This window comes from Streptomyces sp. Z26, assembly GCF_003665095.1.
Classification (GTDB): Bacteria; Actinomycetota; Actinomycetes; order Streptomycetales; family Streptomycetaceae; genus Streptomyces; species Streptomyces phytohabitans.
Map to the genome: position 1 here is coordinate 3,922,513 of NZ_RCHV01000002.1, position 24,313 is coordinate 3,946,825.

Consider the following 24,313-nt stretch of genomic DNA (forward strand, 5'->3'; position numbering starts at 1 on the left):
TCCGTCGGGTGCTCAGGATGTTCGGGGTGCTTCCGAAGGGCCCCGCACGCGGGCCGTGCGAATCCCGCGCGGAGAGTGGGGCAGAGGCAAGTATCCCACGGCCCGCATCCCCTTTTCCGGATGGGAGAATGGGGCCGCCGGCCCTCAGGCCGGGCGAGGACCACGAGCGAGAGAAGGAAGTACCGGACGTGGCAGAGACCACCCCCGAGGCCGACTGGGTATCCCGTATCGCCGATGACGTCATCGCCGAGGCGGAGCGCCGCGCCCCGGGGAAACCCGTCGTCTGCGCGTCGGGGCTCAGCCCCTCCGGCCCCATCCACCTGGGCAACCTGCGCGAGGTGATGGTCCCGCACCTGGTCGCGGACGAGATCCGGCGGCGGGGCGTGCCCTGCGACCACCTGATCTCCTGGGACGACTACGACCGCTTCCGCAAGGTGCCCGCGGGCGTCGACGGGGTGGACGGCGCCTGGCAGGAGCACATCGGGAAGCCGCTGACGTCCGTGCCCGCGCCGCACGGCAGCCCGCACCCGAACTGGGCCGAGCACTTCAAGTCCGCCATGACGGAGTCCCTCGCCGCGCTCGGTGTCCAGCACCGGGGGATCAGCCAGACGGAGATGTACACCTCCGGCGCCTACCGCGAGCAGATCCTCTTCGCGATGCGCGAGCGCGCCCGTATCGACGCGGTCCTCGACCGCTACCGCACGCTGGACCAGGCCGCGCAGGGCGGGCAGTCCGGTGGTGGGCAGTCCGGTGGCGCCAAGGCCGGGAAGAAGCCGCAGCAGAAGCAGCAGAAGCCGCAGGACGCCGCCGAGGTGGAGGCCGCCGAGGGGTCCGGCGCGGCCGACGAGGACGACGGTTCGGGCGGCGGCGGCTACTACCCGTACAAGCCCTACTGCACCGTCTGCGCCCGCGACCTCACCACCGTCACCGGCTACGACGACGACAGCACCGAGCTGACGTACCTGTGCGCCTGCGGCCACGGCGAGACGGTGCTGCTGTCCGAGCACCGGCACGGCAAGCTCGTCTGGAAGGTCGACTGGCCGATGCGCTGGGCGTACGAGGGCGTGACCTTCGAGCCGAGCGGCGTGGACCACCAGTCGCCGGGCTCGTCGTTCGTCGTCGGCGGGCAGCTCGTACGGGAGGTCTTCGGCGGCGAGCAGCCGATCGGCCCGATGTACGCCTTCGTCGGCATCAGCGGCATGGCGAAGATGTCCAGCTCGAAGGGCGGCGTGCCGACCCCGGCCGACGCGCTGGAGATCATGGAGGCGCCGCTGCTGCGCTGGCTGTACGCGCGCCGCCGCCCCAACCAGTCGTTCAAGGTCGCCTTCGACCAGGAGATCCAGCGCACGTACGACGAGTGGGACGCGCTCGTCCGCAAGATCGCGGACGGTGCCGCGCAGCCCGCGGACATCGCGGCGCACTCGCGCGCGTCCGGTACGGCGGAGGGCCGACTGCCCGTGACGCCGCGCCCGTTGCCGTTCCGTACGCTCGCCTCGGTCGCGGACGTCACGGCGGGTGCCGAGGAGCAGACGTTGCGCATCCTCGGCGAGCTGGACCCGGCCGACCCGGTGCGCTCCCTCGACGAGTGCCGCCCCCGACTGGACCGCGCGGAGCGCTGGACGGCCACGCAGGTGCCGGAGGAGCAGCGCACGCGCGTACGGGAGACGCCGGACGCGGAGCTGCTCGGCTCGCTGGACGACGAGGGGCGCGAGGCGCTGCGGCTGCTGCTGGCGGGGCTGGACGACAACTGGTCGCTGGACGGGCTGACCGGCCTGGTCTACGGCGTGCCGAAGGTGCGCGCGGGGCTCGCCCCGGACGCGAAGCCGACGCCTGAACTCAAGGCGGCGCAGCGCGCGTTCTTCGTGCTGCTGTACCGGCTGCTGGTCGGCCGGGACACCGGGCCGCGGCTGCCGACGCTGCTGCTCGCGGTGGGCGCGGAGCGGGTGCGGACGCTGCTGGGCGGCTGACGGCCGTACGGGGTGTGGCGGCGGGCGGCCCGCGTACGGGTCAGCCCGCCATGCCCATCTCGGTGCGGTAGCGCTCGCGGATCTCGTGCAGGTACGTGCGCAGGTACGCCTCGCTGAGCAGGTTGCCGTGCGCGTCGGTGACACCATGGCTCTCGTTCAGGGCGATCGCGAGCTGCCGGGCGTTGGGGAAGTCGGAGCGGGCGGCGGCGTAGTCGCGGTAAGCCTGGAAGTAGAAGTCCTCGCGCGTGACCCCGTCCGGTATGCCGACGGGCTCGGTCTCCGCCGGGTCGGCCACGGGTACGGGCTCCGGCTCCGGTCTCGGCTCGGGCGCCGGTACGGGCTCGGGCGCGGGACCGTACGACTCCGCCCGCTGCGCCGGGAGTTGGGGTTCGAGGAACAGCCCGTCCCGTTCCCGGGGTGCGGCCTCCACGGGCGGCGCGTCCACGGGCGCGTACGCGCCGTGCGTGGCGGCGCCGTTGAGCGGCGCGTTGGCGTTGCCGAGCGCGCGGACGCGGCCCGGCCCCACGGGGACCGTCACGCGCGGGGTGCCGCCGGTGGGCGCGTACGCCTCGGCGGTGTACGCCTCCGCCGCGTACGCCGGGTCGGGCGCGGGCTCGTGGAGGCCGGGGCCGCGGGTGGGCTGGGCCGCGTGGCGCGGTCCGGAGGCACCGGCGGGCGGGCGCGCGGGGCCGTCCGCGTCGCCGACGCCCGCCGTGTCCGCCGCCTCCGGCGCCGGGTCCCGTACGTCCGCCGCCTCCGCCTCCCGTACCGCCGACTCCCCGTCACGGGAGGTCCGTTCACCCTCCCCGGCCGCGGCGCCGAGCGCCCCCGCCGCCGTACCCGCGCCCGAACCGGGCAGCAGGACCGGCGGCTTGATGCCCGCCGCCGCCAGCCCGGCGGGGCCGGTCTCGGCGAGCGGCACGCCGTAGCGCGCCAGCCGCAGCGGCATCAGCGACTCGACGGGCGCCTTGCGCCGCCAGCCGCGACCGTAACGGGCGTGCAGCCGCGCCTCGTACACCAGCCGGTCCTGCTCCATCCGGATCACCTGGTCGTAGCTGCGCAGCTCCCACAGCTTCATGCGGCGCCACAGCCGGAACGTGGAGGGGAACGCGAGCAGCCAGCGCGAGACCCGTACGCCCTCCATGTGCTTGTCGGCGGTGATGTCCGCGATCCGCCCGACGGCGTGCCGCGCGGCCTCGACCGCGACGACGAACAGGACGGGGATCACCGCGTGCATCCCGACGCCCAACGGGTCGGGCCAGGCCGCCGCGCCGTTGAAGGCGATCGTGGCGGCCGTCAGCAGCCAGGCGGTCTGCCGCAGCAGCGGGAAGGGGATGCGTATCCAGGTGAGGAGCAGGTCGAGCGCGAGGAGCACCACGATGCCCGCGTCGATGCCGATCGGGAAGAACGGCGCGAAGTCGCCGAAGCCCTTCTTCTCGGCGAGGTCGCGCACGGCGGCGTACGAACCGGCGAAGCCGATCCCGGCGATCACGACCGCGCCGGAGACGACGACGCCGATCAGTATTCGGTGCGTACGGGTCAGTTGTACGGCCTGCACTGGACTTGTCCCCACCCTCGGAAGTCGGCGGCGCCAAGCCTGGCACACGCGTCAAGGTCCCGGGTGACGGAGCCGCCCCGTGACGGCGAACCGCCGTACGCACGGGGCGGGTTGACGGGTGCACGGGGCGGGTCGACGTACGGCGACCCGCCCCGCGCGCCCGTACGCCGCGCCGTCACTTGACGGCCGAGACCGCCTCCCGGGCGATCTTCTCGCCGCTCTTCTTCAGTTCGTCCGCGCCCGGCAGGTCCGCGCCCTCGAAGCCGGTGCCCTCGTAGTCGACGGTGACGACGACGTTGTACGTACGGACGACGGTGCGGTTGACGCGGTACTCCTGGTCCTTCTTCTTCGTCTCGTAGCCGATCGAGACGCCCTCCTGGCCGATGCCGGAGACCGGCGACTCCTTGGCCTTCTTGTTGTCCTCGTCGCCGCTGACCGCCCCGGCCTCCTGCTTCAGGAACCGGCCCGCCTGGGTGTCGCCCGAACCGAGCGAGGCACCCGACTCGTACCGCTTCAGGGAGACGGTCAGCGCGCGGTAGTCCGCGTCGTTCTTGCCGCTGCCGCCGCTCCACAGGCAGGAGCCGTAGCTCTCGGTGTCGGTCGACGCGAGGTTCTTGCCCTTGTCGTCGGCGCCCGGCACCACGTCCTCGACGGTGCCCTTCGGCAGCGTCTTGCACGGGTCCGGCAGCTGCTTGAACTTGACCGGGGCCGCGCTCGCCGACTTCGACGGCGTCGGGGCCTTGGACTCGTCGCCGCCGCCCTCGTCGCCGCCGGAGTCGTCCGAGGAACAGCCCGCGAGCAGCAGCACGGGTACGGCTACGGCGGCGCAGGCGATCTTCCGGGCCAGGCGCGTGTCGAATCGGTGCATGGTTCCTTCGCTTCCGGGTGTTCTCAGGGCTCGTCGCTCGCCGGGCCCTCGCGGTGCACGGTACGCGGCCGGGTCGGGCGGCGCGGCGGGTCCCCGCGCGTACGCCCGGCCGCCGACCGTCAGTCGTCGTCGAACCGGGCGGCCAGCTGCCGCGCCAACTCCTGCGCGCGCTCCTGGAGTTCGACGCCGTCCGGAGTGCGGCGCTCGTCCGCGACGGACTGGGTGTACTCGACGGTGACCAGGACGTTCGCCCGGCGGAACACGAGTTGGACGTCCCGGTGGGTGGCCCGGCCGCTCTTGGCGCTCACCAACTCGTCCGCGATGAAGGCGGCGTCACCGATGCCGTCGAGCGTACGGGAGGGCTCCGGCTCCTCCGGGTCCGGCGAACCGGACGGGTCGTCGGTCGGGGAGGGGGAGCCGGAGGGGGAGTTGCCGTCCTCGGCGTCCCCGTCGCCGGTCCCGCCGTCGCCGTCCCCGTCGCCCTTCGGGCCGCCGTCCACGGCTTCGCCCGCCTTGCCGCCCTCGGGGGTGGCGCCGCCGGGGTCCGGGGAGGCGTCGGCGCCCTTGCCGCCGTCGTCCGTACCCTCGTCGCCGTCCGCGTCCGCGTCCGCGTCGTCGCTCGCGGACGGGTCGTCCTCCAGGCTGATCCCGGCCTTCTCGGCCCGCTCCGCGTAGAGCACGTCCGTCTGCTCGTCGTCGCCCACGGTCGGGTCGTACGACACCACCCGCTCGAAGTCCACGGTGAGATGCCTGCTGCCGAGGCTCGTCGCGCTCTGCCAGGTGCATCCGGCGCGGCGGTCCGTGTCGTACGTGACGGTCGCCTCGCCCTCGAACGGCGACGGGGGCGTGCTGCTCCCCAGCCCCCCGTCGTCGTCGGCGGCGGACTCGGCGCCGGGCAGCATCTTCTCCAGCGTCTCGCGGCTCACCTCACCGCACGGTTCGGGCAGCGTGCGGTACCGGCCGGGCCGCGCGTCGGGCTCCGCCGCGCTCGTGCCGCCCGGCTTGGTGTCACCGCCGCCGGAGTCGGAGTCGGACGAACCGGTGCAGGCGCTCAGGCCGCCGGTCAGTACGACCACCAGCCCCGCGCCGGTCAGGAACGTCCTTGCCCTCCGCCGCACCGGTCGCCTCCTGGAGTCGAAAACGTGTTGTCCCCGGGAGGGGGCAACGGAACACAATGTCTATCGCACGCACCGCACGGCCGTCCGGTCCCGTGACGCCTATGTTGCGCGAAGTCCGGCTTTTCCTTTTCGGACGTATCCCGGTCGCGTGCGGTTCTGTCGACCGTTCGCACGCGGATTCTCACGCGTGTTCACGCGGGTCTCACATGGGGGGAGTCGAGCACGATGCCGTACACGGAGGTTCCGGGAGCCCGGGTCCCGATCCGGATGTGGGCCGACCCCGGCACGGTGGAGGACGGGGCGATGCAGCAGCTGCGCAACGTCTCCACCCTGCCCTGGATCAAGGGCCTCGCGGTCATGCCCGACGTGCACTACGGCAAGGGCGCGACGGTCGGCTCCGTCATCGCCATGCACGGCGCGGTGTGTCCCGCCGCCGTCGGCGTCGACATCGGCTGCGGCATGTCCGCCGTACGGACGTCGCTGACGGAGAACGACCTGCCCGGCGACCTGTCCCGGCTGCGTACGCGCATCGAGCAGGCGATCCCCGTCGGCCGCGGCATGCACGACGACGCGGTGGACCCGGGGCGGCTGCACGGGTTCCCGACCGCGGGCTGGGACGACTTCTGGGGCCGCTTCGACGGGGTGGCGCAGGCGGTGCGGTTCCGCCGGGAGCGGGCCACGAAGCAGATGGGGACGCTCGGCTCGGGCAACCACTTCTGCGAGGTGTGCGTCGACACGACCGGCGCCGTCTGGCTGATGCTGCACTCCGGTTCGCGGAACATCGGCAAGGAGCTGGCCGAGCACCACATCGGCGTCGCGCGCGGCCTCCCGCACAACCAGGGCCTCGTCGACCGCGACCTCGCGGTGTTCGTGGCGGACACCCCGCAGATGGCGGCGTACCGGCACGACCTGTTCTGGGCGCAGGAGTACGCCCGGCACAACCGCGCCGTCATGATGGGCCTCCTCCAGGACGTCGTGCGGAAGGAGTTCCGGAAGGCGAAGCCGACGTTCGAGTCCGTCATCTCCTGCCACCACAACTACGTGGCGGAGGAGCGGTACGACGGCCTGGACCTGCTCGTCACCCGCAAGGGCGCCATCCGCGCGGGCAGCGGCGACTACGGGATCATCCCCGGCTCCATGGGCACCGGCTCGTACATCGTGAAGGGCCTCGGCAGCGCCGACTCGTTCAACTCCGCATCGCACGGCGCCGGGCGGCGGATGAGCCGCAGCGCGGCGAAGCGGCGGTTCACCGCCCGCGACCTGGAGGAGCAGACGCGGGGCGTGGAGTGCCGGAAGGACACGGGCGTCGTGGACGAGATCCCGGGCGCGTACAAGCCCATCGAGCAGGTCATCGACCAGCAGCGGGACCTCGTCGAGGTGGTCGCGAAGCTGAAGCAGGTCGTCTGCGTGAAGGGCTGAAGGGCTGAAGGGCTGAGGGTTGTACGGGGGCCGGGGCACGCGCACCGGCCCCCGTACGGCTCAACCCTCCCGGTGCACCTTCGTGTTGGACGCCTGTGCCCGCGGGCGTACGACGAGCAGGTCCACGTTCACGTGCGGCGGCCGGGTCACCGCCCAGCCGACGGTGTCCGCGACGTCCTCGGCCGTCAGCGGCGCGGCCACGCCCTCGTACACCTTCGCGGCCCGCGCCTCGTCGCCGCGGAAGCGCGTCAGCGCGAACTCGTCCGTCCGCACCATGCCCGGCGCGATCTCCACGACGCGTACGGGATGGCCGCACAGCTCCAGCCGCAGCGTCTCCGCGAGGACGTGCGCGCCGTGCTTCGCGGCGGCGTAGCCCGCGCCGCCCTCGTACGTGCCGTGGCCCGCCGTGGAGGACAGCACGACCACCGTGCCCTCGTCGGTGGGGGACGCGGCCAGCGCGGGCAGCAGCGCCTGCGTCACGTGCAGCACGCCGAGCACGTTCACCTCGTACATCCGCCGCCAGTCGGCCGGGTCGGCCGTCGCGACGGGGTCCTGGCCGAAGGCGCCGCCCGCGTTGTTGAGCAGTACGTCGCACCGGTCGAGCCCGGCGGCGAAGGCGTCCACGGCGGCGCGGTCGGTGACGTCGAGGGCGTACGCCTCGGCCCGGTGCCCGTCCCGTACCAGCTCCGCCGCCAGCGCCTCGACGCGGTCCGCCCGGCGCGCGGTGAGGACGACGCGGAAGCCCTCGGCGGCGAGGCGCCGGGCGGAGGCCGCACCGATACCGCTGCTGGCCCCGGTGATGACTGCGGTACGTGTGGAGGTCATGCCCGCAGCGTACGTGCGCCACCGGGGCCGGTGCGCGGGCCGGGCGCCCCGTACGACCCGCCCCGTACGCCCGCTTACGTACCGCCCCGACCCGCGACCGTCACGAAACCGTGAGGTCCCGACGGCGGCAATCCGGCCACGGCCGGGCCCCGTCGCGGGGGATCGCGGATACCCTGCCACACCAGCCGGGCGCCGCCGGGCTCCCTCCGGGAGAGCTCCGACGCCCGGTCCCGGCGCCGAGGTGCCGGGAGGAACCGGGCCGCCACGCCCGGAGACAGGACGAAGGGGACGGGTCCGCCGTACGTCGGTCGCCCCGGGCAACCGCCGCCTGCCGCAGGGCATGCGGTGGGCGAGGTCGGGTAGCGGCCCACAGGACCCAACTCCATAAGGGAATGAAGGAAAGGTCGAAACGTGCAGAACAAACGGGAGGAAAGGGAGTCGAGAGGCGGCGCGCCGCCGGCCCCGGACGACACCGGTCACAGTGCCGCCGCCGCTCCCCGGACGGACAAGATCGTCTTCGGTGTCACGGCGGCACTGACACTCGGGTTCATCGTGTGGGGAGCGGTCGCGACCGACTCCCTCGAGAGCGCGTCGACCTCGATGCTCGAAGGCGTGATGAAGAACGCGGGCTGGGCGTTCGTCCTGGCGGCGTCCGGGTTCGTGGTCTTCTCGCTGTGGCTGGCCTTCAGCCGCTACGGCCGCATCACCCTCGGCAAGGAGGGTGAGGAGCCGGAGTTCAAGACCGTCTCGTGGGTCGCGATGATGTTCAGCGCGGGCATGGGCATCGGCCTGATGTTCTACGGCGTGAGCGAGCCGCTGACGCACTACACCTCGCCGCCGCCGGGCACCAACCCGCCGGACTCCGGCGCCAAGATGGAAACGTCGATGGCGACGACGCTGTTCCACTGGACGCTCCACCCGTGGGCGATCTACGCGGTGGTCGGCCTGGCGATCGCGTACAGCGTGTTCCGCCGCGGCAGGCGCCAGACGATCAGTGCCGTCTTCACCCCGCTCATCGGGGAGAAGAACGCCAACGGCCCGATCGGCCGCGCCATCGACATCCTCGCGATCTTCGCGACCCTCTTCGGCTCCGCCGCGTCGCTGGGCCTCGGCGCCCTCCAGATCGGCAGCGGCATCGAGGAGGTCAACTGGATGTCGGACGTCAGCACCGGCGTCCTCGTGGTGATCATCGCCGTGCTGACCGCGGCGTTCATCCTGTCCGCCGTGTCCGGTGTGGCCAAGGGCATCCAGTGGCTGTCCAACATCAACATGGTGCTGGCCGGGCTGCTGGTCGTCTTCCTCTTCGTGGCCGGTCCGACGGTCCTGATGCTGGACCTGATCCCCACCTCGCTCGGCGCGTTCCTCGGCGACCTGCCGCAGATGGCGTCCCGTACGGAGGCGAGCAGCGGCGAGGACATCCTGACGTGGCTGTCCGGCAACTCGATCTTCTACTGGGCGTGGTGGATCTCCTGGACGCCCTTCGTCGGCATGTTCATCGCGCGCATCAGCCGCGGCCGTACGATCCGCCAGTTCGTCGGCGGCGTCATCCTCGTGCCCAGCACCGTCAGCCTGGTCTGGTTCGCGATCTTCGGCGGTACGGCGATGCACCTGGAGGCGGGCGGCGCGAAGCTGACCGAGGCGGGCACCGTCGAGGGGCAGCTGTTCGCGGTGCTCCGCGAGTACCCGATCTCCGGGTTCACCTCGCTGATCGTCATGATCCTCGTCGGCATCTTCTTCGTCTCCGGCGCGGACGCGGCCTCCATCGTGATGGGGACCCTGTCGCAGGAGGGCACGATGGAGCCGAGCCGCCCCGTCGTCATCTTCTGGGGCGTCCTGACCGGCGCGGTCGGCGCGATCATGCTGCTCATCGGGGACGGTGGTGACAAGGCGCTGGAAGGGTTGAAGAACCTCACCATCCTCGCCGCGGTGCCGTTCACGCTCGTGATGGTCGGACTCTGCGTGGCCCTCATGCGCGACCTGCGGCGCGACGCGCTGATCCTGCGCAGCGAGATGGGCGAGGAGGCCGTCGAGATGGCGGTCATCGCCGGACACACGCAGTACGACGGCGACTTCGAGATCCGGATCGGTCCGGGCAGCGACGTCGACCTCGAAGAGGTACGGCAGATCGCCGACGAGGCGCTGCTCAAGGCCGAGGAGGCCGCCGTCAACGGGAACGGCGCCGTACCGGACGACGCGTCCGACAGCGGCACCCGTTCCGGCGACGCCGAGCCCGTCAAGGCTGGGTCGGGCACCGACAAGGCCGCGCCGGACGCCGAGGCGGGCGTCGGCAAGGAGTGACCCGCACGGCGTGACCCGCACGGAGTGACCGGCCGGGAGTGACCGGCGGGTCACGCCGGGCAGGTCACGACGGACAGCGGCGCCCCGCCGCGGCCCCCGGTCCGGGAGTTCAGGACACGGGGTCCGAGGCGGGGCGCTGTGCGCGTTTACGGGCCCAGAACGCCTTCTGCGCCAGCAGCGTCAGCGTCCCGGCGAGAAGGATGCCGACGAGGTTCACGCCCAGCTGGAGCATCGCGCGGCCGCCGTCGGCCAGTTCGCCGTAACCGAGGGCCAGCGCGGCGAAGGCCGCCGCCGGTACGGTCGTCACCGAGATCGCCACGCCTAGCAGCGCGCCGGACTTCGCGGACGTCAGGGAGAGGATGCCCGCCACCCCGGCGAGCATCGCCACCACCAGTGACATCGCGTCCGGGTGCCACACGAAGTCGCTCACCGGGTGCGGCGCCGTGAAGTCCTCCTCGGAGAACAGCCCGAGCCCGTCCAGCACCACGCTGAACACGCCGGTCGCCGCCATCGCGAAGAGGAAGCCCACCACCAGCGCCGTCAGCGAGCTGAACGCCAGCCGGGGCAGCCGCCGCACCACGCTCGTACAGACCCCCGCGAGCGGACCGAACTCCGGCCCGACGACCATCGCCCCGACGAGCAGGATCGCGCTGTCCAGCATCACGCCGCACGCGGCGAGCATCGTCGCCACCGTGAGGAACGCCAGGTAGGTGATGGAGAGTTGGGACTCCTCGTGCGTCTCCTCCGTCAGCGACTCCCACAGCACGGCGTCCACGCCCTCGCCCGGCGCGTCCACCTTCGCCTGCTCGGCCCGGTCGGACAGGCTCAGCTCCACCTCGTCGACGGCGACGCAGCCGTCCTCCGGCAGCCCCGACGCGCGCAGCTCCGCCAGCAGGTCGTCCGCCGCCTCCCGCGCGACGTCGCACATGACGACGTCGCCGGGCGGCGTACGGGCGGCGCCGGGGAACACGGCGAGGTGCGTGGTGCCGACGGTGCCCTCCAGCAGGGCGACGACGGCCTCGGTACGGTCCACGGGCGCGATGATGCGCAGATGCAGCATGCCGCGAAGACTAGGCGGTGTCGTACGGGCGGTGCCGGTGAGGCCGGTCCTAGGGGCCGCGCGAGGTCAACCGGCGTACGGGGAACGGCAGTTCCGGCGGGCGCCGGGCCACGGGCGCCCGGCCGTCAGCTGTGCTCGCACATCCGGTCCGCCGTGGCCGCCGGGTTGCCGTTGGCGCTGCCGAACGCCGACGCGTTCTCCTTGAACTCGCGGTACAGGTCGCCGTCCGGCACGACCTCCACCAGGCCGCCGCCCTCGTCGGACCACACCGGGTAGTCGGCCTGCCGGTACTCCAGGTCCGTGTACGCGGACAGCACGTCCTTCAGGCCCGCCTTCTGGTCGTTGAACATGGAGTGGCTGCCGAAGCCCACGAACACCCGCGGGTACTCCCGGCCGAGACCCGCGCTCGTACGGTCCCCGTTCCAGCTCTCCGCCTCGTCCCACGACGCGTGCCGGTGCTTGCCGTGCGCGCTCAGCAGCAGGTCGGAACGGGTCCACCGGTCGCCGTCCCGCTTCCACACGACGTCCACGTGCTCGAAGTCGTGCGGGTGCCCGGACGGCTTGAAGCCGCTGCTGGCCTGGTAGATGGTGTAACTGGCGCGGATCTCCGCGTCATCGCACCGCTTCGCCGTGAAGAACGTCGGGAAGTCCGCGCCGTGCGGGGCGCAACCGCCGTCGCTGTCCGGCCAGTTCTGGAGCGTGCCCTTCTTCGGCCGGCCCTCGGAGTCGAACGGGTCCTCGGGCCAGCACGGGTCGTTGCTGTTGGCGCGCGGGAAGTTCCACTGCGGCGCGGAGGCGCGCGCCAGATCCTGGGGCGAAGTGCCGCCCGGCTGCGGCTCGTCGGCCCGGCCGACGCCGCCGAGCAGCAGGCTCCCGGCGAGGCCGAGCGCCGCGGCAGCCGCGAGCGCGGCGTGCGGCGTCGTGCGGTGCGCGGTCGTGCGCTGCGCGCTCGTACGGTGCGGGGTGCGCTTCGACACGTCCGGCCTCCAGGGCGTCGTCCCCGCCGCCCACGGCGGGCGACCGGTGCCGGGGACACGCTAGACCGGCGGACACGCTCCGGGCCAGGGCACGCCCGTACCCGTACACCGCGCAGGGAAGCCCCGGTAAGGAGTCGGGGAGGCGTCAGGGCCAGACCAGGCAGTACGCCTGGTGGCCGTTGAGGTGGAGGCGTTCGGAGAAGTCCTGCCACTCGTGCAGCAGCCGGTAGACGTTGAACGCGTCCTGCGGTCCCGAACGGTCGGGCACCGTGGACCAGATGAACGCCGCCGCGCCGACGGACTCCTCACCGATGCCGCGCAGCGGGTCGACCACGGTCATGGGGAGCTTCACCACCGCGTAGTCCGGGTGCAGCACGACCAGTTCGAGCGGGGGGACGCGGTAGAGGGGTATGCCCTCGATGCCGGTGAGGACCATCGCGGCCATCGTCTCCGGCTTGATCTTGGTGAACATGCCGTGCCCCAGCTCGTCACCGCCCAGCTCCTCCGGGCGCATCGAGATGGGGACCCGGGCGGCGGTGGCGCCGTCCGGCGCGCCGAAGTACTTGTAGGTCACCCCCACTCGGCCGCCACCCTCGCTGTTCCCTGTTCCCGCCGCCGCTCCGGTCACCGGCTCGCGTCGCTGCTGCCGGGCCGCCGCGTCCCGCCGGTGCCGCCCGCCCCGCGCGCGTTCGGGCTCGAGGTCCCCGGTCCCCTCGCCCAGTCCGCCACCGCGCTTCATGTCACCACCCGACCACTCGCGGCTCGCGCCGCGCAACCCGATCATCGTGTCAGAGACCTCCCCCCGCAGACGTCTGTGAAACGCCCGGCGGCGGAAGCGCGTACGGCTCTGACACCATGGCCCCGTGACCTACTCGTTCGATGCCCCAGTATCGCAGTCGCTGTTCGACCGTGCCGCCGTGGTGACGCCCGGAGGCGTGAACTCTCCGGTCCGCGCGTTCCAGGCCGTGGGCGGTACGCCCCGGTTCATGGCGTCCGGTACGGGTCCGTACCTCACCGACGCCGACGGCCGCGAGTACGTGGACCTCGTCTGCTCCTGGGGCCCGATGATCCTCGGGCACGCGCACCCCGAAGTGACCGCGGCCGTACGGGAGGCGGTGTCGCGCGGCACGTCGTTCGGCACGCCCGGCGCGGACGAGGTGGCGCTCGCCGAGGAGATCGTGGCCCGGGTCGCGCCCGTCGAGCGGGTACGGCTCGTCTCCAGCGGCACCGAGGCGACGATGTCCGCGATCCGGCTGGCGCGCGGCTTCACGGGACGCACGAAGATCGTCAAGTTCGCCGGGTGCTACCACGGCCACGTCGACGCCCTCCTCGCCGCCGCCGGCTCCGGGGTGGCGACGCTCGGGCTGCCGGACACCCCCGGCGTCACGGGCGCGCAGGCCGGGGACACGCTCGTGCTGCCGTACAACGACCTCGACGCCGTACGCGCCGCGTTCGCCGCGCACCCCGGCGAGATCGCCTGCGTGATCACCGAGGCGGCGGCGGGGAACATGGGCGTCGTGCCGCCGGTCGACGGCTTCAACGCGGGCGTACGGGAGCTGTGCCGCGCCGACGGCGCGCTCTACGTCTCGGACGAGGTCATGACCGGCTTCCGCGTCGACCGCGCGGGCTGGTACGGGCTGGACGGCGTGACGCCGGACCTGATGACGTTCGGCAAGGTGATGGGCGGCGGCTTCCCCGCCGCGGCCTTCGGCGGGCGCCGCGACATCATGGACCAACTGGCCCCGGCCGGGCCGGTGTACCAGGCGGGCACCCTCTCCGGGAACCCGGTCGCCACCGCCGCGGGCGTCGCGCAGCTGCGGCTGCTGGACGACGCGGCGTACGCGGCCCTGGACGCCACGTCCGCGCGGCTGCGGGCGCTGGTCACCGAGGCGCTGGCGAAGGAGGGCGTGGCGCACCGGGTGCAGACGGCGGGCAGCATGTTCTCCGTCTTCTTCACCGACGCGCCCGTACGGGACTACGCGGCGGCGAAGACCCAGGAGGCGTTCCGCTACACGGCGTTCTTCCACGCGATGCTCGCCCGGGGCGTGTACCTGCCGCCGTCCGCCTTCGAGTCGTGGTTCGTCTCGACGGCGCTCGACGAGCGCGCCGTCGAGCGCGTCGCGGACGCGCTCCCGGCCGCAGCCCGCGCCGCCGCGGAGGCGGTCGCGTGAGCGGCGACGGCGCGGACGCGGAGCGGGGGACGACGGGCGGGAGCACGGGGAGCACCCCGGACAGGACAGTGGAACAGGGAGGCGCGGAGCGGATGGCGGACGAGAAGACGGTGACCGTCGTGCACGTGCTGCGGCACGGCGAGGTCGAGAACCCGGAGGGCGTGCTGTACGGCAGGCTCCCCGGCTACCACCTCTCCGACCTCGGCCGCCGCATGGCCGACCGGGTCGCCGAGCACCTCGCCGCGCGCGACGTCCGTCACGTCGTCGCCTCCCCGCTGGAGCGCGCGCAGGAGACCGCCGCGCCCATCGCCAAGCAGCACGGCCTGGACACGGCGTCCGACGGGCGGCTGATCGAGGCGGCGAACGTCTTCGAGGGCCGCACCTTCGGCGTCGGTGACGGCGCCCTGCGACGCCCCGCGAACTGGCGGCACCTGCGCAACCCGTTCCGCCCGTCCTGGGGCGAGCCGTACGTCGACCAGGTCGTCCGGATGCGGGCCGCGCTGGACGCCGCCCGGGACGCCGCGTACGGGCACGAGGCGGTGTGCGTCAGCCACCAGCTGCCGATCTGGATCCTCCGCAGCCACGCGGAGAAGCGCCGCCTCTGGCACGACCCGCGCAGCCGCGAGTGCACCCTCGCGTCGCTGACGAGCTTCACGTACCTGGGCGACCGCCTGGTGTCGGTCGGCTACGGCGAACCGGCCCGCGACCTCGTACCGGCCCATCTCCTGCCCGGCGCCAAGCCGGTGCCGGGGGCGAAGGGCCACGGGGCCTGACACGCGTACGGACGCGGGGGCCCGTACGGACGCGACGGTCCGCGCGTACGGGCCCCGTGAACGGTCCGTACACAACGGACAAGGGGGGCGAGCAAGATCCCTCGGACGCCCATGCGAAACTTTTCACATGTTCCGAGTCCGTGCCGCCCGAAGCCGTACGACCCTGCTGGCCGCCGGAGCCGCGGCCGGGGCGCTGCTGCTGGCGGGCTGCGGTGGTGAAGACACCGGTTCGTCGTCCGGCGACACCCAGTTCGTGCAGGGCACCGGCCAGGTGACGACCGTGCCGAAGGGCAAGCGGAAGGCCGTACCGGACATCTCCGGCGAATCCGTGGACGGCGGGGAGCTGAGGCTGTCCGCGTACCGCGGCAAGATCGTCGTGCTGAACGTCTGGGGCTCCTGGTGCGCGCCCTGCCGCGCCGAGGCGCCGCACATGGCGAAGGTCGCGAAGGACACCGAGAGCAAGGGCGTCCAGTTCGTCGGCATCAACACCCGCGACCTCGACAAGGCCAACGCCAAGGCGTTCGAGCGCGGTTACGGCATCGACTACCCGAGCCTGTACGACCCCAGCGGCAAGCAGATCCTCAAGTTCCCCGAGAACAGCCTCTCCCCGCAGACCATCCCCTCCACGCTGGTCCTCGACCGCGACGGGAAGATCGCCGTCCGCGCGCTCAAGGAACTGGGCGAGGACGATCTGCGCGCCATGCTCGACCCCCTGATCGACGAGAAGTGACCGGGGCGTGGACCGGGCCATGAACGCACTCGCGGCCACCGGCGTGAACGAGACGGTGCTCAGCGGATCGCTGCCGCTGGCACTGCCGATCGCGGTCCTCGGCGGCCTCGTGTCGTTCTTCTCCCCGTGCGTGCTGCCGCTCGTACCGGGCTACCTCAGTTACGTCACCGGGGTCAGCGGTACGGACCTCGCGGACGCCCGGCGCGGGCGGATGTTCCTCGGCTCGGCGCTGTTCGTCCTCGGCTTCACCGCCGTCTTCGTGTCGGGCGGCGCCCTCTTCGGCGGCTTCGGCGGGACGCTCCAGGAGCACCGCAAGGACATCGCGAAGGTGCTGGGGGCGCTGACGATCCTGATGGGCCTCGCGTTCATGGGCGTCATGTCGCGCTTCACCTCGCGGGAGTTCCGCTTCCACAGGAAGCCCGCGATGGGCCTGGCGGGTGCGCCGATGCTCGGCGTGCTCTTCGGCATCGGCTGGACGCCGTGCATCGGGCCCACGCTCGCGGCGGTGCAGACCCTGGCGCTCACCGAGGCGAGCGCGGCGCGCGGGGCGCTGCTCACGGTGGCGTACTGCCTCGGCCTCGGCGTGCCGTTCGTCGTCGCGGCGGTCGCCTTCCGGCGCACGCTGGGCGCGTTCGGCTGGGTGAAGCAGCACTACGTGTGGGTGATGCGGCTCGGCGGCGGGATGCTCGTCGTGGTGGGCGTGCTGCTGGTGACGGGGGCCTGGGACAGGATCGTTTACGAGATGCAGGTGTGGTCGTCCGACTTCACCGTGGGGATCTGAGCGCGATGAGCGATGACGTGACCAAGGGCCGCGGCGACTCCTCCGTGGCCGTCGAGGAGACGGCGGCGGACGGCGACGCGGCGGCGGCGGACCGCGAGGTACGTACGGCGGACGGGGAGCCGGGGTCCGGTGGGGACTTGGGCCCCGAGCCGGAGACGGACGCCGGTGAGGACGCGGCCCGTTCGCAGCTGTCCACCGCGCCCGTCGACGACGACGATGCCGCCGCCGACCGGGCGCGGACCGCGGGCGGCGGCTCCTTCGGCGGCGCCCGCGCCCCGGGCCCCGTGGGCGGCGCCCTCTGGCTGGCGCGCGAACTGACCGGCTGGGCGCGGTGGTTCTGGCGCCAGCTGACGTCGATGCGGGTCGCGCTGATCCTGCTGTTCCTGCTCTCCCTCGCGGCCGTGCCGGGCTCGTTGATCCCGCAGACGCCGGTCGACGCCGTCAAGGTCGACGTGTTCAAGCGGCAGCACGACACCGTGGCGCCGCTCTACGAGAAGCTCCAGCTGTTCGACGTCTACACCTCGGTGTGGTTCTCCGCGATCTACATCCTGCTGTTCGTCTCCCTGGCGGGCTGCATCGTGCCGCGCAGCTGGCAGTTCGTCGGCCAGCTCCGCGCCCGCCCGCCGCGCGCCCCGCGCCGACTGGACCGGATGCCCGCGTACACCACCTGGCACACCGACGCCGCACCCGACCACGTGCGCGACGCCGCCCGTACGCTGCTGGGCGGCAAGCGGTTCCGCGTGCACGCGGAGGGCGACGCGGTCGCCGCCGAGAAGGGCTACCTGCGGGAGGCGGGCAACCTCCTCTTCCACATCGCCCTCATCGTGCTGCTGCTGGCCTTCGCCGCCGGACAGCTGTGGAAGTCCGAGGGCGGCAAGCTGATCATCCAGGGCGACGGCTTCTCCAACACCCTCACCCAGTACGACGACTTCAAGTCCGGCTCCCTCTTCAGCTCCGACGACCTGGACTCCTTCGGCTTCCGGCTGGAGGACTTCACCGCCACGTACGCGAAGGACGGCCCGGACGCGACGACGCCCCGCGACTACCGCGCGGACATCACGTACTGGGAGGGCGCGGACGGCGAGGAGAAGAAGTCCGCGATCGAGATGAACCACCCGCTGGAGGTGGGCGGTTCCAAGGTGTACCTGCTCGCCCACGGCTTCGCGCCGGTCGTCACCGTCAAGGACGGCAAGGGCGACGTCGCGTACCGCGGGCCCGTCGCGTTCCTCCCGCAGGACACCAACCTCACCTCCAGCGGCGTCGTCAAGGTCACCGACTACCGCGACGCGAAGGGCCGCCGGGACCAGCTCGGCTTCCAGGGTTTCTTCGTGCCGACCTTCGGCGGCGCCAACTCCGGCACGATGTTCTCCCAGTCGCCCGAGCTGAACTTCCCGGTGCTCTTCCTCACCGCGTACCGGGGCGACCTGGGGCTGGACTCCGGGCTGGCGCAGAACGTGTACCAGCTCGACACCGACAACATGAAGCAGTTCAAGGCCGACGACGGCCGCGCGCTCGCACAGAAGATCCTCCCCGGCGAGACGATGGAACTGCCGGACGGCGCGGGCTCCCTGAAGTTCGAGGGCGTCAAGCAGTGGGCCAACTTCCAGGTCTCCCACCAGGTCGGCAACGGCTGGGCGCTGGGCGGCGCGCTCGCCGCAGTCGCCGGGCTGGCGGGCTCGCTGTTCATCCAGCGGCGCCGCGTGTGGGTGCGCGCGGTCGCCGGACCCGACGGCCGTACGGTGGTGGAGATGGCCGGACTCGGCCGCAGCGAGTCGGCGCGGCTCCCCGAGGAGCTGTCCGACCTCGCGACGAGCATGCAGGCCGAGGCGCCCGCGGTGGCGGGACCCGCCGACGGGACACCTTCCGACGGGACACCTTCCGACGGAACACCTTCCGAAGACGCTGAAGAAGCTGCTGAAGGAGCAGGCAAGTGACCATCCTCGCTGCCGCACAGAACGAGAATCTCGCCGAGATCAGCAACTACCTGATCTACTCGGCGATGGCCGTCTACGTCCTCGCCTTCTCCGCGCACATCGCGGAGTGGGTCTTCGGCAGCCGCAGCAAGGTCGCCCGTACGGCCGCCGCGCTCACCGCCACGGGCGCCGACTCCGACCCGGACCCGGCCGCCGACACCGCCGCCGCACCGGCCCCGGCCGTGACCGTACGGAAGGGCGGCACCACCTCCGTACTGGAACGGCCCGGCGCCGCCCGCCCCAAGGTCGTCGTACGCTCCGCCGCGGGCCGCCGCGGCGACCTCCCGGACGGGCCCGGCGCGGCGGGCGGCGACGAACAGGGCGACCTGTACGGGCGGGTGGCCGTCTCGCTCACCGTGCTCGCGTTCCTGCTGCACGCGGGCAGCGTGCTGACGCGCTCCCTGTCGGTGGGGCGCGCGCCCTGGGGCAACATGTACGAGTTCTCGACGGCCTTCTCCATGGTCGCCGTGGGCGCGTACCTCGCGTTCCTCCTCGCCCGGAAGGACATCCGCTGGATCGGCCTGCCGCTGATCACCACCGTCCTGCTGGACCTCGGGCTCGCCGTCACCGTGCTGTACACGGAGAGCACGCAGCTGGTGCCCGCGCTCGACTCGTACTGGCTGTGGATCCACGTCTCCCTCGCCATCGTCTGCGGCGCGCTCTTCTACCTCGGCTTCGTCGCCACCGCGCTCTACCTCTTCCGCGACCGCTACGAGACCAAGCTGCTCGCCGGGGAGACCCCCTCGCGCGCGGCCACTTCGGTGCTGGAGCGGCTGCCGTCGGCGTCCTCGCTGGACAAGTTCGCGTACCGGGTGAACGCGGCGGTCTTCCCCTTCTGGACGTTCACGATCGTCGCGGGCGCCATCTGGGCGGGCGACGCCTGGGGCCGCTACTGGGGCTGGGACCCCAAGGAGGTCTGGTCGTTCATCACCTGGGTCGCGTACGCCTGCTACCTGCACGCGCGGGCCACGGCCGGATGGAAGGGGCGCAAGGCCGCCTACCTCGCGCTGGTCGCGTTCGCCTGCTTCCTCTTCAACTACTACGGCGTCAACATCTTCGTGACCGGCAAGCACTCGTACGCGGGCGTCTGAGCCCGGCTGGTCCGGGCCTCGCCGGTCCGGATGTCCCCGGCCTGCGTCCCACCGGTCCGTGGTCCGCGCGCCAAGCGCCCGGCCCCGGTGCCCCGTTCGGGGCCCGGGGCCGGGCGCGTTTCCGGGTGCCGGTGCGGGCGGTCGGGCCCGTGGCCGTCGTCGTGTCGCTCAGGCGCCGGCCGGGGGCGGGGTCTCGTCGGGGCCCTCCTGGCCCGCGTTCCCGCCGTTCCGCCTGCGGCGCGCCTCCTCGTCGTCCTTGATCTTCTTGAGGAACTCCGGGTTGTCGTCCGGAGCCACCCAGCGCCGCTCCTGCGGACTCGTCGCCCCGTACGGCGCGTTCCGCCGCGGGCGGCCGACCGCGAACCACGCCACCGGGCCGACCAGCACCTGCCCGAAGAGCAGCACGATCAGCACCCAGGCCAGCTTCGGCAGCTTCCGCACCTCCGACTCCGGGGTGTTGAGGCAGTCGATGAAGGCGTAGATCCACACCGCCAGGACCAGTAGGAACGGCAGATACCTGAGCATGTGGAGCGCCCCCTGGGTATGAGCGGTTGGCGGCGTGGACAGGCCGAGCGCGGCGGCCGTACAGGGCCAGCGTAACGGCCCCGGAAGGCCATGGCTGATACTGGGGCGTATGGCATACGACGATCTCCGCTCGCTGCTGCGGGCCCTCGACCGCGACGGCGACCTCAAGCGGATCAAGGCGGAGGTCGATCCCCGGCTGGAGATCGGGGAGATCGTCGACCGGGTGCAGAAGGACGGTGGCCCGGCGCTCCTCTTCGAGAACGTACGGGGCACCTCGATCCCGCTGGCCATGAACGTCTTCGGCACCGACCGCCGTCTCCTCAAGGCGCTCGGCCTCGGTTCGTACGAGGAGATCAGCGAGAAGATCGGCGGCCTCCTCAAGCCGGAACTGCCGCAGGGCTTCGTCGGGATGCGCGAGGCGTTCGGGAAGCTCGGCGCGATGGCGCACGTGCCGCCGCGGAAGGTGAAGGAAGGGCCCGTCCAGGACGTCGTCCTCCAGGGCGACGACGTCGACCTCGACGCGCTGCCCGCGCTGTTCACCTGGCCCGAGGACGGCGGGTACTTCTTCAACCTCGGCCTCACGCACACCAAGGACCCGGAGACCGGCGTACGCAACCTCGGCCTCTACCGCCTCCAGCGGCACGACCGGCGCACCATCGGCATGCACTGGCAGATCCACAAGGACAGCCGGAACCACTACCAGGTGGCCGCCCGCCGTGGCGAGAAGCTGCCCGTCGCGATCGCCTTCGGCTGCCCGCCCGCCGTGACGTACGCCGCGACCGCTCCGCTGCCGGGCGACATCGACGAGTACCTCTTCGCGGGCTTCACCCAGGGCAAGCGGATCGAGATGGTCGACTGCAAGACCGTGCCGCTCCAGGTGCCCGCCGCCGCCGAAGTGGTGCTGGAGGGCTGGCTGGAGCCGGGGGAGACGCTGCCGGAGGGGCCGTTCGGCGACCACACCGGCTTCTACACGCCGCAGGAGGACTTCCCCGCGCTCCGCATCGACTGCGTGACCATGCGGAAGCGGCCGCTGCTCCAGTCGATCGTCGTGGGACGGCCGCCGACGGAGGACGGGCCGCTGGGGCGGGCGACGGAGCGCTTCTTCCTGCCCCTGCTCAAGATCATCATCCCGGACATCGTGGACTACCACCTGCCGGAGGCGGGCGGCTTCCACAACTGCATCATCGTCTCGATCGACAAGAAGTACCCCAAGCACGCGCAGAAGATCATGCACGCCATCTGGGGCGCGCACATGCTCTCCCTGGAGAAGCTGATCGTGGTGGTGGACGCCGACTGCGACGTCCACGACCTGCACGACGTCGCCTGGCGCGCGCTCGGCAACGTCGACTACGCCCGCGACCTGTCCGTCGTCGAAGGCCCCGTCGACCATCTCGACCACTCCTCCTACCAGCAGTTCTGGGGTGGCAAGGCGGGCGTCGACGCCACCGCCAAGTGGACCGGTGAGGGGTACACGCGGGACGGCGGCTGGCCGCGGATGATCGAGTCCGACCCGGAGACGGCCCGGCTGGTCACCGAACGCTGGAAGGAGTACGGCCTGTGAGCACCGCCGACGGCCTGCCCGTGCGCGACGAGGCGGCACGGCCCGACACCGGGCGGGTGCGCGCCTTCCTGCGGCTCGTCATGATCGAACACTCCGTGTTCGCGCTGCCGTTCGCGTACATCGCCGCGCTCGTCGCGATGTACCACGAGGACTCGTCCGTCCACTGGCGCCAACTCCTCCTCGTCACCGTCGCGATGGTGTCCCTGCGGACCTTCGCCATGGCCGCGAACCGGATCATCGACCGCGAGATCGACGCCCGTAACCCGCGCACCGCGGGCCGCGAACTGGTCACCGGCGCCGTCTCCGTACGGACCGCCTGGACCGGCTCGCTCGTCTCCGTCGTGATCTTCCTGACGTCGTGCGCCCTGCTGAACCCCCTCTGCCTCGCGCTCGCACCCGTCGCGGTCGTGCCGATGGTCGTGTATCCGTACGGCAAGCGGTTCACCGACTTCCCGCACGCGATCCTCGGTCTCGCGCAGGCCATCGGCCCGGTCGGCGCCTGGATCGCGGTGACCGGCGCCTGGTCCTGGGACGCGGTGGCCCTCGGTCTGGCCATCGGCATATGGATCGGTGGCTTCGACCTGATCTACGCCTGCCAGGACGTCGCCGCCGACCGCACCCAGGGCGTACGGTCCTTCCCCGCGCGCTTCGGCGTCGCCGCCGCGCTGCACGGCGCGCGGCTCTGCCATGTGCTGACGGTGGCGCTGCTGGCGCTGTTCGGCGCGGTCACCGGCGCCGGGCCGCTCTACTGGGTGGGCCTGGCGATCGTGGTGGGCGCCTTCTGCTACGAGCACTCCGTCGTACGGCCCACGGATCTGTCCCGGCTGAACCGGGCCTTCTTCACGGTCAACGGCGTCATCGGCATCGTCCTCTTCGTCTTCGCCCTGCTGGACCTGGTGGTGCGCGGCTTCTCCGCGTAGGACCTCTCTGAGCAGGACTGCTCCGCGGAGGAGCGGGAGGAGGGTCCGTCCGCCGGGGCCCCGGTCTGTCAGGGCCCCGGCTCAGTGCCAGGCCGGTGGCCGCCCGGTGCCTATGGCACCCCGAGTGCTGGACGTCGTGAACGCCGCCAGCACGCCACCTATCAGCCCGAACAGGTGCGCCTGCCAGGAGATCCCCGCCGAGGTCGGCAGCACGCCCCAGAGGATCGACCCGTACAACACCGCGACGACGCCGCCCAGCGCCACGTCCGTGATCCGCCGGTCCACGAAACCGCGCACCAGCAGATAGCCGAACAGCCCGAACACCAGCCCCGACGCGCCCGCCGTGTTGCTGTGCTCCGGCGCCGTCAGCCACACGCCCAGGCCGCTCACCACGATGATCGTCATGGCCACCGCGAGGAAGCGGGCCGTGCCGCGCAGCGCCGCCACGAAGCCCAGCACGAGCAGCGGCACCGTGTTCGCCATCAGGTGGTCGAAGCCGAAGTGGAGGAACGACGCCGGGACCACGTCCACCAGCTCACCCGTGCGGCGCGGCTCTATCCCGAAGGTGTCCAGCGCGTTGCCCGTGGCCTGGTCGACGAACTCCAGCACCCACAGCAGGCCGACCCACAGCAGGACGATCAGGAGGGCCGACTTCACCCTGTGGTTCGATTCGCTTGTCATCGTCCTCCCTCCCCCGGGAGAGACCGGTGCCGCCACCGGTACGCACACGACATTTCGCGTCGTTCGTCCGTTACAACGCCGTCGTACCTCCCCGGAGTTCCCGCTCCGCGAAGTCGCGCCGGTTCCCCCTCCCGGAGGCCGTCGCGCCCCGTCCCGCCCGCCCGCGCCCCGTGTCCGGGGAACGGGCGGGCGGGACGTAGTCTCGGAGGCGTGAACTCCAGTCAGCGCCGCCCCTGGGTGGTGGGGGTGTCCGGCGCGTCCGGCACGCCGTACGCCGCCGCCGTCCTCCGCGCGCTGCTGCACGCCGGGGAGGACGTCGACCTGGTCGTGAGCCGGGCCGCCCGGCTGACCGTCCTGGACGAGACGGGTCACCCGTTCCGCGACGCGCACGCCGCCGCCGACCTGCGCCGCTGGCTCGCGCGCGGCGCGGACGGCACCCCCGACGCGTACGACCCGGACGTGAGCGGCGTACGCCACTGGCCCGCCGGGGACCTGGCCGCCGGGCCGTCCTCCGGCTCGTACCCGGTGCGGGGCATGCTGATCGTCCCGGCCAGCACCGAGTGCGTCGCCGGGGTCTCCCTCGGCCTGTCGAAGGACCTCCTCCAGCGCACGGCCGCCGTCACCCTGAAGGAACGGCGGCCGCTGGTCGTCGCCGTACGCGAGACCCCGCTCGCCGGATCGACGCTGCGGCACCTCGTGGCGCTCGACGAGGCCGGGGCCGTCGTACTGCCGACCTCGCCCGCCTTCTACGGCGGCGCCCGGGACATCCAGGAGCTGGTCGACTTCGTCGCCGGGCGGGTGCTCGACGCGGTCGGCGTCCCCCACAAGCTCTACCGCCGCTGGGATCCTGACCACCGCGACGCCCCCGGGGGCCCCGACGACCCCGGCCGTGGCGGCCCCACCCCCGACGGGCCCCCGCGAGCCGGCCACCCCGAAGGGACGCGAGGCGCCGCCGGGCCCATGCCATAGATTCGTCCCCGACGAATCCAGGAGTCTGCGAATCCCAGGGAAACGGAA

General features: G+C 72.4%; 21 protein-coding genes. 12 read left to right on the forward strand and 9 right to left on the reverse strand.

The genetic code is table 11. The annotated features are described in order from the left end of the window. Positions 1–188 precede the first annotated feature (188 nt). On the forward strand, positions 189–1,967 hold the full coding sequence (lysS, locus tag D7M15_RS17400) for a lysine--tRNA ligase (RefSeq protein WP_121520921.1): 1,779 nt from the start codon (positions 189–191) through the stop codon (positions 1,965–1,967). Positions 1,968–2,007: 40 nt separating this feature from the next. Here lysS and D7M15_RS17405 read toward each other — a convergent pair whose 3' ends face one another. From D7M15_RS17405 to D7M15_RS28540, 3 genes are all read right to left on the reverse strand, one after another. Next, on the reverse strand, positions 2,008–3,525 hold the full coding sequence (locus D7M15_RS17405; RefSeq protein WP_240649353.1) for a DUF2637 domain-containing protein: 1,518 nt from the start codon (positions 3,523–3,525) through the stop codon (positions 2,008–2,010). 175 nt (positions 3,526–3,700) lie between these two features. Next, the gene (locus tag D7M15_RS17410) at positions 3,701–4,393 is read right to left on the reverse strand and encodes a DUF3558 family protein (protein WP_121518363.1); all 693 of its coding nucleotides are present in this window, start codon (positions 4,391–4,393) and stop codon (positions 3,701–3,703) included. Between the two features lie 119 nt (positions 4,394–4,512). Continuing rightward, positions 4,513–5,511, reverse strand: coding sequence for a hypothetical protein (locus tag D7M15_RS28540; protein WP_165906283.1), 999 nt, complete (start codon positions 5,509–5,511; stop codon positions 4,513–4,515). Positions 5,512–5,736: 225 nt separating this feature from the next. On the opposite strand from D7M15_RS28540, the gene D7M15_RS17420 reads away from it, so the two are divergent. Beyond that, the gene (locus D7M15_RS17420) at positions 5,737–6,930 is read left to right on the forward strand and encodes an RtcB family protein (protein WP_121518364.1); all 1,194 of its coding nucleotides are present in this window, start codon (positions 5,737–5,739) and stop codon (positions 6,928–6,930) included. A 60-nt stretch (positions 6,931–6,990) separates the two neighbouring features. Here the strand turns inward: D7M15_RS17420 and D7M15_RS17425 are convergent, their stop codons facing one another. Then, positions 6,991–7,755 carry an SDR family NAD(P)-dependent oxidoreductase gene (locus D7M15_RS17425; protein WP_121518365.1) on the reverse strand — a complete coding sequence of 255 codons (765 nt, stop codon included), beginning with the start codon at positions 7,753–7,755 and terminating at the stop codon, positions 6,991–6,993. 411 nt (positions 7,756–8,166) lie between these two features. On the opposite strand from D7M15_RS17425, the gene D7M15_RS17430 reads away from it, so the two are divergent. Continuing rightward, positions 8,167–10,053, forward strand: a complete 1,887-nt coding sequence (locus tag D7M15_RS17430; protein ID WP_121518366.1) for a BCCT family transporter — start codon at positions 8,167–8,169, stop codon at positions 10,051–10,053. Between the two features lie 109 nt (positions 10,054–10,162). Here the strand turns inward: D7M15_RS17430 and D7M15_RS17435 are convergent, their stop codons facing one another. The 3 genes from D7M15_RS17435 to D7M15_RS17445 form a co-directional block, all read right to left on the reverse strand. Continuing rightward, entirely contained in the window at positions 10,163–11,113 is a 951-nt protein-coding gene (locus D7M15_RS17435) for a DUF389 domain-containing protein (RefSeq protein ID WP_121518367.1), read from the reverse strand. A gap of 125 nt (positions 11,114–11,238) precedes the next feature. Next, entirely contained in the window at positions 11,239–12,090 is an 852-nt protein-coding gene (locus tag D7M15_RS17440) for a hypothetical protein (RefSeq protein ID WP_121518368.1), read from the reverse strand. A gap of 145 nt (positions 12,091–12,235) precedes the next feature. Next, a complete protein-coding gene (locus D7M15_RS17445) occupies positions 12,236–12,829 on the reverse strand; it encodes a hypothetical protein (RefSeq protein ID WP_121520925.1) in 594 nt (197 codons plus the stop codon). A gap of 124 nt (positions 12,830–12,953) precedes the next feature. Between D7M15_RS17445 and hemL the strand changes: the two genes are divergently transcribed. From hemL to ccsB, 6 genes are all read left to right on the forward strand, one after another. Further along, positions 12,954–14,261 (forward strand): glutamate-1-semialdehyde 2,1-aminomutase, encoded by a 1,308-nt coding sequence (gene hemL / locus D7M15_RS17450; RefSeq protein ID WP_121518369.1) that lies wholly within the window; start codon positions 12,954–12,956, stop codon positions 14,259–14,261. A gap of 92 nt (positions 14,262–14,353) precedes the next feature. After that, the gene (locus D7M15_RS17455; protein ID WP_121518370.1) at positions 14,354–15,034 is read left to right on the forward strand and encodes a histidine phosphatase family protein; all 681 of its coding nucleotides are present in this window, start codon (positions 14,354–14,356) and stop codon (positions 15,032–15,034) included. Positions 15,035–15,161: 127 nt separating this feature from the next. Beyond that, a complete protein-coding gene (locus D7M15_RS17460; protein WP_121518371.1) occupies positions 15,162–15,764 on the forward strand; it encodes a TlpA disulfide reductase family protein in 603 nt (200 codons plus the stop codon). A gap of 19 nt (positions 15,765–15,783) precedes the next feature. Next, on the forward strand, positions 15,784–16,545 hold the full coding sequence (locus D7M15_RS17465) for a cytochrome c biogenesis protein CcdA (protein ID WP_121520927.1): 762 nt from the start codon (positions 15,784–15,786) through the stop codon (positions 16,543–16,545). Positions 16,546–16,550: 5 nt separating this feature from the next. Further along, entirely contained in the window at positions 16,551–18,479 is a 1,929-nt protein-coding gene (locus D7M15_RS17470) for a cytochrome c biogenesis protein ResB (protein ID WP_121518372.1), read from the forward strand. Beyond that, complete coding sequence (ccsB, locus tag D7M15_RS17475; RefSeq protein ID WP_240649354.1) at positions 18,476–19,609, forward strand: c-type cytochrome biogenesis protein CcsB; 1,134 nt, start codon at positions 18,476–18,478, stop codon at positions 19,607–19,609. Before D7M15_RS17470 ends, ccsB begins: the two co-directional genes overlap by 4 nt. A gap of 168 nt (positions 19,610–19,777) precedes the next feature. On the opposite strand, the gene D7M15_RS17480 is transcribed toward ccsB, so the two are convergent. Continuing rightward, entirely contained in the window at positions 19,778–20,134 is a 357-nt protein-coding gene (locus D7M15_RS17480; protein ID WP_121518373.1) for a PLD nuclease N-terminal domain-containing protein, read from the reverse strand. Positions 20,135–20,243: 109 nt separating this feature from the next. On the opposite strand from D7M15_RS17480, the gene D7M15_RS17485 reads away from it, so the two are divergent. Further along, positions 20,244–21,695, forward strand: a complete 1,452-nt coding sequence (locus D7M15_RS17485; protein WP_121518374.1) for a menaquinone biosynthesis decarboxylase — start codon at positions 20,244–20,246, stop codon at positions 21,693–21,695. Continuing rightward, positions 21,692–22,615, forward strand: a complete 924-nt coding sequence (gene mqnP, locus D7M15_RS17490) for a menaquinone biosynthesis prenyltransferase MqnP (protein ID WP_121518375.1) — start codon at positions 21,692–21,694, stop codon at positions 22,613–22,615. The genes D7M15_RS17485 and mqnP overlap by 4 nt, the downstream gene beginning before the upstream one ends. An 81-nt stretch (positions 22,616–22,696) precedes the next feature. Here the strand turns inward: mqnP and D7M15_RS17495 are convergent, their stop codons facing one another. After that, positions 22,697–23,296, reverse strand: a complete 600-nt coding sequence (locus tag D7M15_RS17495; protein WP_121518376.1) for a rhomboid family intramembrane serine protease — start codon at positions 23,294–23,296, stop codon at positions 22,697–22,699. A gap of 210 nt (positions 23,297–23,506) precedes the next feature. On the opposite strand from D7M15_RS17495, the gene D7M15_RS17500 reads away from it, so the two are divergent. Further along, a complete protein-coding gene (locus D7M15_RS17500; protein WP_121518377.1) occupies positions 23,507–24,265 on the forward strand; it encodes a UbiX family flavin prenyltransferase in 759 nt (252 codons plus the stop codon). Positions 24,266–24,313: the final 48 nt, after the last annotated feature.